The 13,478-nt window shown below is 62.8% G+C and carries 12 protein-coding genes; 2 read left to right on the top strand and 10 right to left on the bottom strand.

The annotated features are described in order from the left end of the window. Positions 1 to 79 precede the first annotated feature (79 nt). The 10 genes from BUB53_RS02830 to cobS all read right to left on the bottom strand — a co-directional run bounded on the left by BUB53_RS02830 (position 80) and on the right by cobS (position 12,084). A complete protein-coding gene (locus BUB53_RS02830; protein WP_073032464.1) occupies positions 80 to 1,300 on the bottom strand; it encodes a hypothetical protein in 1,221 nt (406 codons plus the stop codon). 34 nt (positions 1,301 to 1,334) lie between these two features. Further along, positions 1,335 to 2,243, bottom strand: coding sequence for a PP2C family protein-serine/threonine phosphatase (locus BUB53_RS02825; RefSeq protein ID WP_073032462.1), 909 nt, complete (start codon positions 2,241 to 2,243; stop codon positions 1,335 to 1,337). After that, entirely contained in the window at positions 2,227 to 3,468 is a 1,242-nt protein-coding gene (locus tag BUB53_RS02820) for an FHA domain-containing protein (protein WP_073032460.1), read from the bottom strand. Before BUB53_RS02820 ends, BUB53_RS02825 begins: the two co-directional genes overlap by 17 nt. A gap of 10 nt (positions 3,469 to 3,478) precedes the next feature. Then, positions 3,479 to 4,846, bottom strand: coding sequence for a serine/threonine protein kinase (locus BUB53_RS02815; RefSeq protein ID WP_073032458.1), 1,368 nt, complete (start codon positions 4,844 to 4,846; stop codon positions 3,479 to 3,481). A gap of 190 nt (positions 4,847 to 5,036) precedes the next feature. Beyond that, a complete protein-coding gene (locus BUB53_RS02810; protein WP_073032455.1) occupies positions 5,037 to 6,125 on the bottom strand; it encodes a response regulator in 1,089 nt (362 codons plus the stop codon). Positions 6,126 to 6,466: 341 nt separating this feature from the next. After that, complete coding sequence (locus tag BUB53_RS02805; protein WP_073032453.1) at positions 6,467 to 6,808, bottom strand: DUF427 domain-containing protein; 342 nt, start codon at positions 6,806 to 6,808, stop codon at positions 6,467 to 6,469. 57 nt (positions 6,809 to 6,865) lie between these two features. Beyond that, the gene (locus BUB53_RS02800) at positions 6,866 to 8,674 is read right to left on the bottom strand and encodes an aminopeptidase P family protein (protein WP_073032450.1); all 1,809 of its coding nucleotides are present in this window, start codon (positions 8,672 to 8,674) and stop codon (positions 6,866 to 6,868) included. A gap of 172 nt (positions 8,675 to 8,846) precedes the next feature. After that, positions 8,847 to 10,727 (bottom strand): cobaltochelatase subunit CobT, encoded by a 1,881-nt coding sequence (gene cobT, locus BUB53_RS02795; protein WP_073032448.1) that lies wholly within the window; start codon positions 10,725 to 10,727, stop codon positions 8,847 to 8,849. Next, positions 10,724 to 11,101, bottom strand: coding sequence for a hypothetical protein (locus BUB53_RS02790; protein ID WP_073032445.1), 378 nt, complete (start codon positions 11,099 to 11,101; stop codon positions 10,724 to 10,726). The genes cobT and BUB53_RS02790 overlap by 4 nt, the downstream gene beginning before the upstream one ends. Next, positions 11,098 to 12,084, bottom strand: a complete 987-nt coding sequence (gene cobS / locus BUB53_RS02785; protein WP_073032443.1) for a cobaltochelatase subunit CobS — start codon at positions 12,082 to 12,084, stop codon at positions 11,098 to 11,100. Before cobS ends, BUB53_RS02790 begins: the two co-directional genes overlap by 4 nt. A 145-nt stretch (positions 12,085 to 12,229) precedes the next feature. Between cobS and BUB53_RS02780 the strand changes: the two genes are divergently transcribed. Both BUB53_RS02780 and BUB53_RS02775 read left to right on the top strand, forming a co-directional pair. Further along, positions 12,230 to 12,772: a sigma-70 family RNA polymerase sigma factor gene (locus tag BUB53_RS02780; protein WP_073032441.1), complete on the top strand. Its 543-nt coding sequence runs from the start codon at positions 12,230 to 12,232 to the stop codon at positions 12,770 to 12,772. Next, positions 12,769 to 13,461: an anti-sigma factor gene (locus BUB53_RS02775; protein WP_073032438.1), complete on the top strand. Its 693-nt coding sequence runs from the start codon at positions 12,769 to 12,771 to the stop codon at positions 13,459 to 13,461. The genes BUB53_RS02780 and BUB53_RS02775 overlap by 4 nt, the downstream gene beginning before the upstream one ends. Positions 13,462 to 13,478 lie beyond the last annotated feature (17 nt).

The following is a 13,478-nucleotide window of genomic DNA, read 5'->3' as shown; positions in this document are numbered from 1 at the left end:
AACTGGCAAGCAATTGTGGTGAGAATTGGACGGGTCTGCGGAAATAATCTTGTTTTTGCCCAGTTCGTTAACCCGCTTTTCAGCCTGCCGCTTTTTCGATCAGCTCCTTGCGCATCTGAAGTAACAGGGTCACGGCGTCGAGGGCGGCGTCTTCGCCGCGTTCCAGTTGAAACAGAACCAGCATTTCCTCGCCATCCTGAAGATCGTCACGTACGGTTTGCGCCGCCGGATTGTTCGGGGCGATGCGGTCCATCAGGGTGCCGAGCGACGATACCGCCTCGACGCAGCCATTCAGGATTGCGTCGGAGTTCAGTTCCCCCGACATATCCAGCGAGTCGAGCATCTGCCCGGCTTGTTTCTGTAGCAGATCGACCGCTTCGGACAGCAGCGCACCGGTTTTGGCCGCGACAGGCTCATTGCCGGAGGTCTGGTGCGGGGCAGGGGCGGGTGAGGGGGGGGCGGCGCTTGCGTCCGGGGCCATCGGGGCCTGCGTCGACAGCCTTTCCAGAAAGACCCGGCCCTGGTCGATGTCGGCGGCACGCCCCTGCCGCACCTCGTTCAGCACCAGATTCATCAGGCGCTGGCCACCGCTCGACGCCCAGAGCGCATCGTCCACCGCCGCGCCCGAGGTCTGCGCCGTTATGCCCTGAATCGTCGCGACCGGGCACATGCCCAAAAATTCCTCGGCCACGACGGGCTCCAGACGGGACATGATACCGGGCAGCACGCCGCGCATCATTTGCTTGTCCGCCTTGGTCAGCACCAGAAAGCTGTGATCCTTGATGTGGTCCGGGGCCATCGCCCAAAGCTGTTGTTCCGCGTCGTTGAAATCCTGGCTGCACCACAGGACGATATCGGCCCGCCTGACGATCTGATCGAGAACGGAACCGTTTTCGGCGGGGTTTCCCGTCAGGCCGATTTCAATGAAGTCCTGACAGGCCAGTCTCGGGGTCGGGATTTCCTGGCGTGCACGCACCACATCCGCGGGCAGGTCGATATCCTTCAGCGCTCCCGCAATTTCCTGCACCGAACCGTCGCGGCGCTCGATCACGGTGCGCTGACGCTCGCCATAGGACAGCTCCATGATCGGCGGCGACAAATCCCCCGTCGATACCGAATGGCCCGACAGCATTTCCAGAAGGGCCGTCTTGCCACTGCCCGGCAGGCCGGTGACGACCACCTGAACCGGTTTGGTGAGGTGCGACAACAGCCGCCCTCCCCAGCGATCGTAGGGGGGCGGTATGTTTCCGCTGGACAGCGCGGTTTCCAGACGGTCGATGACCGGACTGATGTTCCCCATATGCGTCACGCGTGTACTCTCTTCCAAATCCGGCCTATGCGGTTCCGGCGCCCGAGCGGGACACCTTGGCCAGAATCGTGATGGTTTTGTTCCCGGCCTGATGCATGCTTGAATGCGTCACCGCTTCGGCAGGGGGCTCTGACATTTTTGCCCCTTCCTGCACGGCCTTGATGACGCAGAACGACACGTTGTCCTGATCCGGGTCGTCGAGCTTGTGAATTTCGCGCATCAGCGCCGCGCTGATATCGTCGGCGGAGCGTTTACGCGAAAACCGCAGGACGCCCTCGATCTGGGCGTCGTCCAGAAATTGCAGCCCGTCGCTGGCCACGATCAGGATATCGTCATGCCGTATCCGAAGGGGCATCGACCGGCAGTCCATCTGGGGGATGTCATCCCCGATCAGGACGGATGTCAGGCAGCTTGGATCGGGATAGTTCAGCGCCTCCTCGTAGCCCATGATGCCGTTGTTCACCAGGAAATCGATCTGGGATTCCAGCGCATGGTTTTCGTTCAGGCGCGTCAACACGCCATCGCGGAACAGGTATAGGGGCGAATCCCCGACCGAAACCCAGTAGAGCCTGTCCTCGATGAAGACCGAGGCGACAAGGGTCGCGCCCATTCCGGCGACGTTTGCGCGCGTGCTGGCATATAATCCGACGCATTCGTTCGCGCATTCGGCGGCACGGCGCAATATATCCCCGATCTGCGGCTCCAGCAGTTCGGGATCGCCGGATTGCAGCTTCAGCTCGCTGAAAACCTCGGTCACGACGATCTTGCTGGCCACATCGCCGGCGGCGTGCCCGCCCATGCCGTCTGCCAGAACCACGAAACCACAGGGGAATCCGGCCTGAAAATCGGACACGACTGCGTCTTCCTGCCGGTCGCGACGCCCCTGGTCGATGGACATCGATGTTTCGTAGGTCAGATCAGCCGTTTGCGTCATGGGCCCAGCCATCGTTGTCCGGGGTGCCCCATTTGAAATCCTGACCGCAAAGCGGGATGAACTTCAGAACGGTCTCGCCGATGGTGATCTTGTCGCCTGCGCATAGGTCTTCGGTGCTCAGAACCGGCCTGTCGTTGCGGCGAACCAGGTTCGCCTTGCCGCCATGCCCGATGTAAAAGGCGCGTTGCTGTTCGTCATAGGCAATCGAGGCATGGTTCTCGCGCGAAATGCTGTTGTCGCCGAAATCCAGCCGAACCGACTGATCCGCACCGCGCCCGATAGTGCAGACACCGTTATGCAGGGTAAAGGATGCGCCATAGCCTGCGCCGCCGATCACCACCAGCCATCCGACCGGGAACATGGCGTGCTCCGCATGCGATGCGACCGGCGCGTCCGACAGCACATCCCGCCCGAGGCCGTTCCCCGGCTGAAACCCCAGCAACCGTGTCTTGGCCCGGCCCCGACGCCCGGCGCCAAGCCCCGCTGTCGGTTGAGGGACATTGACCGCGACAGCGGGGGCAGGATCGGCGGCGGGCGTCGATGACTCGCTGGCCGGTGCGGGGGGCGGTGTTTCGTTACTTGCCTCTTGTGCAGGTATTTCGGGCGAAACGGTGACGGTGCGTTCGTATTCGGGGCCGAGTTGCAGGGGCGCAGGGCCGTCAGCGGGGGGCTCGACAGGGTCTTGCGGTTGCGGCACTTCGTGTTCCCCGGTCATGTGCTGCGGGGTGGTCGTGTCGGGTTGCGATGCGGGAGCCGTATCGTCGGGCTGAAACGCCGGCGGGTCGTCTGCAAGGGGGCGCGCTGCGTCCTGCTGCGGCTTCTCCACCGCGCATGTTTCGGCAGGGGCAGCGGGCATTGCCCCGGCATCCGCAAAGGTGACATCGTCTTGCAGATCGTCGTAATCCGTATCGGCAAAGAGATTGTTCAGATCGTCCATCAGGTCGTGATCCGCGGTTTCGCTCGGACCCTCTGTCAGGCTCTCGGCCAGATCGCCGGTTTTCCGGTCGAACTGTTCGAAACCGTCTTCGGCTTTCGCGCTGACATGCCCAAGCAGGATATCATCAAGCCGCTCTGCCTGCTGGTCCTGTGCGGTTCGGTGCGGCATCTCTTCCTGCGTGCTGTCGATGCGAGGCCTGTCGGGCATGGGACTATCTGCCGGGGGAATGCCGCCAGCCTCGAAATGCGCCTGACGCTTTTCTCCGATAATGTCACGAATGAATTTCATGATCGTCCTTTCAGTTCTGACCCGTGGCGGCTGAGCGGCCCCGCCGTTTCACAAGAGAATTCAACATACGCGACAGCCCGGAACGCGGAGCCTGCTCCTCGACCGTTTCGTCCGCCGCTGCCATCATCGGCGTTTCCGGTTCTTTAGTTTCGATCTCGTGCCGGATTTCAGCCACCTCCGGTCTTTTGCGGCGGCTGTGTTTTTCCGATTGCCGGTCCTGATCTTTCAGCCAGGCCTCGAGATCCTGGATCGGGTTGCCGAAGATATCGACAAGCTGCGGAGGGTCGTCCTCTTGTTCGGCGGAGTCGTCGGTCGTGTCTGTGGTCTGTATGGCCGTGTCGGGCACGGCGGCGGTAAGATACCTGTTCGTGTCCGCCACAAGCGAGGAAATCACGGCTTCGAGTCTTGAATCCGGTAGTTCCGCCTCCGGCTCGAGCTCGGGAATGTTTGCAACCGCATCCGGTTTCGCATCGAGCAGGGTCAGCCATTCTTCGACCGAGCGAATGCGTTCCCCCCGTGACAGCGAAAGGGCGCGGTCGATGGCGTCCAGAAACGGCCTGTCGAAAGGCCATTTTCCACCGGCCAGCGGAACGTAGGGGTCCGCTTCGTCCGAGGTCAGCGCAGCAAGCCGTTTCTGGCTTTCCGGTGGCGCTTCGCCCGTGACCAGGTGATAGAACGTCGCCGCGACGGAATAGAGATCGCTCGACATGTCCTGGACACTGTCCTGAACATAGAATTCCTGCGGGGAATAGCCCTCTTTGACGGCGAGCAGGGTCGACAGGGCACGCGACGATTTGCGGGCCTCCTCACGCGCGGCCCCGAAATCGATCATGGTGACCTTGTCATTGATATCCAGCAGCAGGTTGTCGGGCGAGATATCGCGGTGCAGCATTCCCTGGGCGTGAACGTAATCCAGCGCGTTCAGGGTATCGTGCAGCAACTTGGTGATAAGGCGGTTTGTCAGCCGCTCGGGTTCGCGTTCGAGCACGGTGATCAGGTCAACGCCCTGAATGTACTCCATGGCGATATAGGCGGTGTTGTTTTCCTGAAAGACCTGATGCACTCCGACGACATTGGGATGTTCAAGCTTGGCCAGACGCAGGGCTTCGCGCAGGAAATTGCGAATGACGCACTGGAACTGCTCCTGATTGTCCGTCTCGGTCGGTCGGACTTCTCCGTCGACGCGCTGGCAGATCGAACTGGGGAAGCATTCCTTGATCACGACACGACGATCAAGGCTGTCACGGGCGAGGTAGGTCATGCCGAACCCCCCGTCTATGAGATGCCGTTCGATCGTGTACTGACCGTAAAGAAGCGTCGCGCCGGGAGAGAGGAGCTGATCCTCAGGCAGGCTTTGAATGGTGGCCGTGTTTGGCAATGTAACTTTCCATTGGATAGCTTGAAAACCATTGGGAAGGGTACGTTTGCACTCATAACGTTGATACGCTGCACCGGAATTGTGATCAGATCGTGGCCAAGATCGGTCGATGAGTTGGCAAGCCGGTTAAACTTGCCTCAAAATGGTCGCAGGCGCATCTGCGGGAGCCCTCAGGCCGCGGGCGCGTGCGTCAGCCTGTCCGGGTTTTCCTGGCGGCAAGCCGTTGGTGCCACTGGGTGTCGTTCACTTCCGGGAGGGTCTCTTTCAGGACTGACCTGTAGGCTTTCTGATCGAGACGCCGCTGTTCATCGGACAGCAGGGCGCGGCTCAGGAAGCGTTTCGAAATCGAAACGAACTCGTTCGCCGAAAGGTGCCTTTGCTCAACGCTGTCGACGGCGTGCCACAGCAGTTTGAAAAGGTTCTGCGGCGAGATCGTCTTCAACGAAACCTGATCCCCGGCGACCACCCGAACGGAGGATTTCCTGTCTTGCCGGGGAAGCGAGGCGATCCGGGTGTTTATCATGTCTTCGATTTCGTCCCGGAACGCGTTCAGCGGTTTCTCGAGGACGCAAACGAATGTTCCATCACCGCGATAGGACAGGCTGCTCAGATGACCCGACAGCGCCTGTTGAACCGATATGGCCACGTCCGGCACCATGATCGCGAGGCTTTCTGGCGAATGCTTCGGAAAGTCGCGCCTCGAATGCCTGATCTTGAACGCGATGAGAATCGCCTTGCACGCTTTGCGACGGCCAAGCGCGATCAGGTAGTTTTCGAATTCCGCGTAGTCGATCAACGCCCCGGATTCGCCTGTTCTGTCCCCGACCTGCCCGGAGCCGGGCTGAGTGCCGGGCTGTGCCATAGTCTCGTCCATGTTGGGCCAGAAATCGTGATGTAGCTTGTCATGGGTCAGCCTTTGCGCTTCGTGAAGACGGGCGCGAAGCTCGAGAAAGTCGAACGGTTTGGTGATGTAATCGGTGGCGCCGGCGGCAAAGGCCCGGTCGAGATAATGCTTGTCTTCCATCGCCGTCAGCATCAGGACCGGCTTGTGCCGGTAGCCCGGTGTCTGACGGATCAACCCCGTCAGGTCGACCCCATCCATGGACGGCATTTGAATGTCGATCAGGAAACAGTCGAAGAACCTTTGTTCATCGCTGATGGTTTCCAGCGCATGTTTGGCGGATCGCGCCGTTTCGACCTCGTGATACCCAGTGCCTCCCAGAACGTGCCGAAGAATTTCCAAAATGCTTTCGTCATCGTCGACCGCAAGGATCTTCATTTCGCGTTGGCCTCTGGTGTTGAGTTCAGGAGAAAACACAGATCACTGGCTACGCAGAATCTCGGTTTAGAGGCGAAATGTGGTGGAACTTTGACCCTTTTTCCTCGTTGCGCGCCGGGAGCAGAAATTGGCCGTTTCCGGCCCGTCCGGGCGAAGATGTTCCTATGAGATCAGCGGGATTTCCGGACGGGCCGACGACTGTCATAAGCCGGTCGGCGGCATATGCCGACCGGCGTCTCAGGTCTGTGCCGAGCGACCCTGACTGGCGCACAGGACACGCCCCGTACCCCCGCCTGAAACGAGTGCCCGTTCACGTCCTGTCCTATATGCCGATAGGGCTCTTATACGCGCTCGACCGCGACCTTTTCACTGGGATAAAAGGCCAGATGGTCCTTGATGCGGGCCACGTCGTCCTTGGGGGCGTCATAGCTCCACGCCGCATTCTCCAGGGTCTGGCTCTTGGTCACGATGGAATAATAGCGCGCCTCGCCCTTGTGCGGGCAGGTGGTGCGCTGATCGCTTTCATCCAGAAACGCCATGGCGATATCGCCGCGGGGAAAATAGATGACATCCGGGTGGCCGTTTTCCGACAGTTCCAGCGCGTCCTTGCTTTCAGCCAGAACCGCGCCGCCTGCACGGACCACCCACGTTCCCTCGGCCTTGCGTATCTTGATATCGGTCATCTCCGTCCCTTTCGCGTCTCGTCGTTTCTGCTGTGTGCTTGCCCGGCTTTTGTAACGTCAGTGTTGCAAAGGCGTGGTTGCTTGGTCCAACCATAGACGAGCCGCCCCGGATATCCGAGGCCCGATTTTGTCGCGGCACGCGGCGTGATAGGCATCGAGCCAGTCGCGCTCGGGATCGCTCAGCATATCGGTCACGATCAGTCGCCGGTCGATCGGCACGAAACTCAGCGTTTCGAAGCACAGCTTGCCGGTTGCATCCCCGCCGGGCAGCGTTTCGGCCTCGCGCACGACCAACAGGTTCTCGATACGGATGCCGAACGCGCCTTCGCGGTAATATCCCGGTTCGTTCGACACGATCATGCCCGGTTCGAACGGAACGTCGCTGATCTTCGACAGGCGCTGCGGGCCCTCGTGAACGCACAGATGCACCCCCACGCCGTGGCCCGTGCCATGCGCATAATCCTGATCGGCCAGCCACAGCGGATAGCGCGCGATGGCGTCCAGATCGCGCCCCGCCAGCCCGCGCGGCCAGCGCGTGCGGCTCATCGCGATCATGCCCTGTAACACGCGGGTAAAGGCGGTGCGCTCGTCCTCGCCCATATCGCCCACGGGCAGGGTGCGGGTGATGTCGGTGGTGCCGTCAAGGTATTGCCCACCGCCGTCCAGCACCAGAAGATCGCCGTTTTGCAGCACACGGTTGGTTTTCTGCGTCACCCGGTAATGCGCCAGCGCGCCATGCGGGCCCGACCCGGCGATGGTGTCAAAGCTGATGTCCAGCAGCTTGCCGGTGGCGCGGCGCGCCTCTTCCAGCCTTGTGACCACGTCGATTTCGCTGATGGTGCCAGGGGCCTGAGCGTCGAACCAGGCCAGGAACTCGCACAGCGCCGCGCCGTCGCGCAGATGCGCCTCTTGCGTGGCGGCGATCTCGGCGCTGGTTTTCGTGGCTTTCGGCAGGACACAGGGATCATCGCCCCAGACATGCGCGACATCGGCCTCGTCCAGATGCTGCACCACCCAGAGCGGCACGCTCGCCCGATCCAGACGCACGCTGCCCGTCAGGCTGCGCAACCCGGGGCCGAACGCACTGGTGGGGCGGATCGTGATCTCGCCGCCCAGATGATCGCGCACCCTGTCGTCCAGCTTGGCGGCGTCGATATACAGTGTCAGATGCGCATCGTCATGCAGCACGGCAAAACCATGCGGCACCGGGTTGCGGGGGATGTCGCTGCCGCGGATATTCAACAGCCACGCGATCGAATCCGGCAGGGTGATCACCGCCGCGGCATGGCCGGCATTGCGCAGGGCAGCGGCCAGACGGCGGCGCTTGTCTGATTGCGGTTCACCCGCGAGGGTTTCGGGATAGACCCGCACCGCGCCTTGCGGGGGGGCTGGCCGGTCAGGCCAGATACGGTCGATCAGGTTGCCGGTGGGTTTCAGCTCGATCCCGGACCCGGCCAGGTCCTTTTCGACCGCCGCGATCTGCGCGGGCGTATAAAGCCACGGATCGAAGCCCACCGCGCCGCCATCGGGAAGATGCTCTTTCAGCCAGACGGCCAGTTTCGTTTCGGGCCAGTCCACGGGCGTGAAATGCGCGGTATCCACCTGCGTCCTGACCTGAGCGCGATAGCGCCCATCGACGAAGACGCCCGCGATGCCGGACAGAACGGCGCAGAACCCCGCCGATCCGGTAAACCCGGTCAACCACGCCAGACGGTCGTCGCAGGGGGCGACGTATTCGCCCTGATGGGCGTCGGCGCGGGGCACCAGAAACCCGGCCAGCCCCTCGGCGGAGATCGCCTCGCGCAGTTGCGCCAGACGCGGCGGGCCCTGTTCCGGGCTGGCAGTGTCGTCGAAGGACTGGAACATCGCGATCTCCTGAAAACGATCTGGTCCGACAGTGCTAGTGAACCGCGCTCCGAAGATCAACGCCGCGCATGCGCCGGAGGGAAGATGGGGGCGCTGCCCCCGTCGCCCGTCGGGCGACTCCCCCGGAGTATTTCGGGAAAGATGAAGACGGCGGGCCGCCTTGTTGCAGCGTTCAGCCCGCTTTCCTGATGCCCATCACGCGGGCCCGCGCCCGCGGGTCGGGATCGAACAGCGCCGCCAGTTGTTCGGTCATCGCGCCGGCCAGCTGATCGACATCCGTGATCGTGACCGCGCGCTCGTAATATCGGGTCACGTCATGGCCGATGCCGATGGCCAGCAATTCCACCGCCTTGCGCCGCTCGACCATATCGATCACGTCGCGCAGGTGCTTTTCAAGGTAATTGGCGGGGTTGACCGACAGGGTGGAGTCATCCACGGGCGCCCCGTCCGAGATCACCATCAGGATCTTGCGCGCCTCCTTGCGCCCGGCCAGCCGCCGATGCGCCCATTCCAGCGCCTCGCCGTCGATATTCTCCTTGAGCAGGCCCTCTTTCATCATCAGGCCCAGATTGTCGCGGGTGCGCCGCATGGGGGCGTCGGCGGATTTGTAGATGATATGGCGCAGATCGTTCAGGCGGCCGGGAAGCTGCGCGCGCCCCTCGTTCAGCCAGGTCTCGCGGCTCTGCCCGCCTTTCCACGCGCGGGTGGTGAAGCCCAGCACCTCGACCTTGACGTTGCAGCGCTCCAGCGTGCGCGCCAGAACATCGGCGCAGATCGCCGCGATGGAGATGGGACGCCCGCGCATCGAGCCGGAATTGTCCAGAAGAAGGGTCACGACGGTGTCGCGGAATTCGGTGTCCTTTTCGACCTTGAAGGACAGCGGCGTGGTCGGGTTGGCCACCACGCGCGCCAGCCGGCCCGCATCCAGAATGCCTTCTTCGCGGTCGAACTCCCAGCTTCGGTTCTGCTGCGCCTGCAGGCGGCGTTGCAGCTTGTTGGCAAGGCGGCTGACCGCGCCCTTGAGCGGCTCGAGCTGCTGATCCAGATAGGCGCGCAGGCGTTCCAGTTCGACGGGCTCGGCCAGATCCTCGGCGCGGATTTCCTCGTCGAACGCGGTGCTGAAAACGGTATAGTCGGGATCGGCTTCGGACACCGGCGCAGGCGGGGGCGGATCGAGCGGGGCTTCCCCTTCGGGCAGCTCGGTTTCGTCGCTCATCTCGTCTTCGGCCATGTCGTCGGACGATATCTGCGCCTGCTGCTCGTCCATCTGCTGATCCTGGGCCTGTTCGGGGTTGGCCTCGGATTCGTCGTCCTCGCTGTCGTCCTGACCGGAATTGTCGGGCTGTTCGTCCTCTTCGTCGGGGGATTGCTCGGCCTCGTCGTCCTGATCCTCGTCCAGCGCGTCGGGATCGTCGCCCAGCTGATCCCCATAACCCAGATCTTCGATCACCTTGCGGGCGAACCGGGCAAAGGCCGCCTGATCGGCCAGCGTGTCCCCGAGCCCCTCCAGCGTGCCGCCGGCCTGCTGCTCGATAAAGCCGCGCCACAGGTTCATGACGTTCTGCGCCGCCGGGGGCAGATCGCGCCCCGTCGCCATGTGGCGCACCAGATATCCGGCGGCGGTGGCCAGCGGCGCATCCGAGGCCTCGGTGATCTGTCCATAGCCCATGCGCTCGGCCTCGGCGCCGATCTTGGCGTCGATATTCCCGGCGGTGCCGGGCATGTCACGCGCGCCGATGGCCTCGCAGCGGGCGGTTTCCATCGCTTCATACAGATCGCGCGCCATTTCGCCCGTCGGGTTATAGCGCGTATGGGTGGCCGCATCGTGATACTTGTGGCGCAGCGCCAGCGCATCGGCAGTGCCGCGCGCCTGCAAGACCTCGTCACGGGTCATCCGGCGGCTGACCTGCGGCAGGCGCATGGAATCGCCGGTCAGCCCCGAAGGATCGACCGAATAGCTGACCGTCAGTTCCGGGTCGTCGGCCAGGACCTTGGTGGCCTCGGCCAGGGCCTTCTTGAACGGATCGGCGGGGTTGTCGGTCGGTTTGGTCATTGCAATAGCCGTGTTTCGGGTTGGGTGCGGGCAAAATCTTTGCAGGTGTCTGACAGGCGTTCGAATATCTCGCGGCTGGAGCGGTCGGCATGGCCGATATAGGCCTCCATCATCAGCGCCATGTCGGGGCGCCACCTGGCGATATGGGCCTCCACCGCCTCTGCATCGCCGGTCAGGCGGATCGCGGCTGCGCGGAAGGCATTCGCCTTGTCATAGGCCGCCTGCTGCCCGTCGAGAAAGGACGACACAGCCGCATAATCCCCGTAGCCGAACCAAAGCGCCGCGCAGTCCGCCGCCGGGTAGAGTTCGCCACCGTCCGCGAATGCGGGCCATGCGCAAAGCAGCGCGGGAACGAGGGCGGCCTGCGCACTCACCCCAGACTCACGCTCGCGGCGCTTTCGGGCAGTTCCTCGTCAAAGCAGCGCTGATAGAACTCGGCCACGGTCTGGCGCTCCAGCTCGTCGCACTTGTTGAGGAAGGTCAGGCGGAACGCATAGCCCACATCGCGGAAGATCGTGGCGTTCTGCGCCCATGCGATCACCGTTCGCGGGCTCATCACGGTGCTCAGCTCGCCATTCATGAAGGCCGACCGGCTGAGATCCGCGACGGTCACCATCTGGCTGATGATCCTGCGGCCCTTTTCGGTGTTGTAAAGCGGGTTCTTGGCCAGCACGATATTGGTTTCGGCGTCATGGCTGAGATAGTTCAGTGTCGCGACAAGGCTCCAGCGGTCCATCTGGCCCTGGTTGATCTGCTGCGTGCCGTGATAGAGGCCGGTCGTATCCCCCAGGCCCACGGTGTTCGCGGTGGCGAACAGGCGGAAATAGGGGTTGGGGGTGATCACCTCGTTCTGGTCCAGCAGCGTCAGCTTGCCGTCCACTTCCAGCACCCGCTGGATCACGAACATCACGTCCGCACGGCCCGCGTCGTATTCGTCGAACACGATGGCGGTGGGGTTGCGCAGCGCCCAGGGCAGGATGCCTTCGTGAAATTCGGTGACCTGCACACCGTCCTTCAGTTTGATCGCGTCCTTGCCGATCAGGTCGATCCGGCTGATATGGCTGTCCAGGTTGACCCGCACGCAGGGCCAGTTCAGGCGGCTGGCGACCTGTTCGATATGGGTGGATTTGCCGGTGCCGTGATAGCCCTGGATCATCACGCGCCGATTGTGGCTGAAGCCCGCAAGGATCGCCAGCGTGGTGTCGGGGTCGAACTTGTAGGTGCTGTCCAGTTCGGGCACGCGATCGCTGCGCTCGGCAAAGCCTTTCACGATCATGTCGGTGTCGATGCCGAATACCTCGCGAACGGAAATCTCTTCGGTCGGTTTTGCGTTCGTGTCGATGCTGCCGTCAGCCATTCGCGCGGTCCTTCAAGTCGGGTGTCTCAAGTTGCGTTACGTGGTGCAACATATTGCAGCAAAGGGCAAGGGGAAGGGCAAGAGCCATGGACTCCGGAAATAGTCGCGCTAACTCAGGCCATGGAACAAGAGGAATGGCGCCATCTTGGCTACGCGTGACGATATTGAAAACTGGCTGGGGCAGATCGCATTGGGGGACCGTGCGTCGTTTTCCGCGCTGTATTCGGCCACATCTGCGAAACTTTTTGGCGTTATCCTGCGTGTCTTGGACAACAGGGCCGAAGCCGAAGAGGTGCTGCAAGAGGTTTACATGCGCATTTGGCGGCATGCCGGGCGCTATCGGGTCAACGGGCTCAGCCCCATGACATGGCTGATCACCATTGCCCGCAACGCCGCCGTGGACCGCAAGCGGCGGCGTGTGGCGATCCCGGCGGATATGTCGGCCATCGACTCCGAATCCGACAGCGGGCCGGGGCCGGAACAGCGCGCGATTGCCGCATCCGAAAACGCGCGCCTCTCGGATTGTATGGATGAACTGGACGAAGGTCATGCCGAGGCCGTGCGCCGTGCATATCTGGACGGCGAGACCTATGCAGAGCTTGCCAGCCGCTTCGATGTGCCGCTCAATACGATGCGGACATGGCTGCGCCGCAGCCTGCTGAAACTGAGGGAGTGCCTGTCGCGATGAGCGATGAGACACCAGATCGCGAGGCCGACAAGGCCCTGGCCGGGGAATACGCCCTGGGATTGCTGCCGCCGGATGAGGCGGCGGCGTTCGAGGCGCGTCTGGCCACCGATCCCGTATTGCGCGCGGTCTATGCCGATTGGGCCGAAGATCTGGCCAGGTTGACCGACCGGATCGAACCGGTCGCCCCGCCGCCACGGGTGTTCGGCCAGATCGAGGCACGGCTGTTCGGCAAGGGCCGCAGCACAGGCAGGACTTGGCTGTCATGGATAATGGGCGCGATGGCGGCGGCGGTCGTGGTCGTGGCGGTCGGGTTTGGTACAGGGGTTCTGGATCGTGGCCCGACGCCGCCGGGCAGCCCCGCCTATGTTGCCGAAATCGCTGCCGAGGACCGCAGCCTCGTCGTTGCCGCCGCCTATGATGCGGGGCAGGGGCGTTTGTTCATCGACCGACAGCGTGGCGCCCCGCGTGAGGGGCGCGCGCTGGAATTGTGGCTGATCGCAGGAGAGGACGCGCCGGTGTCGCTCGGTGTGTTGCCCGCCGAGGCTCAGGCCGATCTGACTGTGCCGACGGCGTTGCGTCCGCGTCTCGACGGTGCGGTGCTGGCGATCTCCGACGAACCGCCGGGCGGGTCGCCCACGGGCACCGCCACGGGCGATATTCTGGCCGTCGGAGAGATCACGAACCTGTGATCGCTTGTCCTGAAACT

Source organism: Roseovarius pacificus, from assembly GCF_900142665.1.
Classification (GTDB): domain Bacteria; phylum Pseudomonadota; class Alphaproteobacteria; order Rhodobacterales; family Rhodobacteraceae; genus Roseovarius; species Roseovarius pacificus.
Note: the sequence above shows the minus strand (reverse complement) of the source record. Positions and strands in the feature narration are given on the sequence as shown.

Excerpts from the sequence above, each read along its gene's own strand:
- BUB53_RS02830 (WP_073032464.1), bottom strand. The coding sequence starts at position 1,300 with ATGGGGAACATCAGTCCGGTCATCGACCGTCTGGAAACCGCGCTGTCC.
- BUB53_RS02825 (WP_073032462.1), bottom strand. The coding sequence starts at position 2,243 with ATGACGCAAACGGCTGATCTGACCTACGAAACATCGATGTCCATCGAC.
- BUB53_RS02820 (WP_073032460.1), bottom strand. The coding sequence starts at position 3,468 with ATGAAATTCATTCGTGACATTATCGGAGAAAAGCGTCAGGCGCATTTC.
- BUB53_RS02810 (WP_073032455.1), bottom strand. The coding sequence starts at position 6,125 with ATGAAGATCCTTGCGGTCGACGATGACGAAAGCATTTTGGAAATTCTT.
- BUB53_RS02805 (WP_073032453.1), bottom strand. The coding sequence starts at position 6,808 with ATGACCGATATCAAGATACGCAAGGCCGAGGGAACGTGGGTGGTCCGT.
- BUB53_RS02800 (WP_073032450.1), bottom strand. The coding sequence starts at position 8,674 with ATGTTCCAGTCCTTCGACGACACTGCCAGCCCGGAACAGGGCCCGCCG.
- cobT (WP_073032448.1), bottom strand. The coding sequence starts at position 10,727 with ATGACCAAACCGACCGACAACCCCGCCGATCCGTTCAAGAAGGCCCTG.
- cobS (WP_073032443.1), bottom strand. The coding sequence starts at position 12,084 with ATGGCTGACGGCAGCATCGACACGAACGCAAAACCGACCGAAGAGATT.
- BUB53_RS02775 (WP_073032438.1), top strand. The coding sequence starts at position 12,769 with ATGAGCGATGAGACACCAGATCGCGAGGCCGACAAGGCCCTGGCCGGG.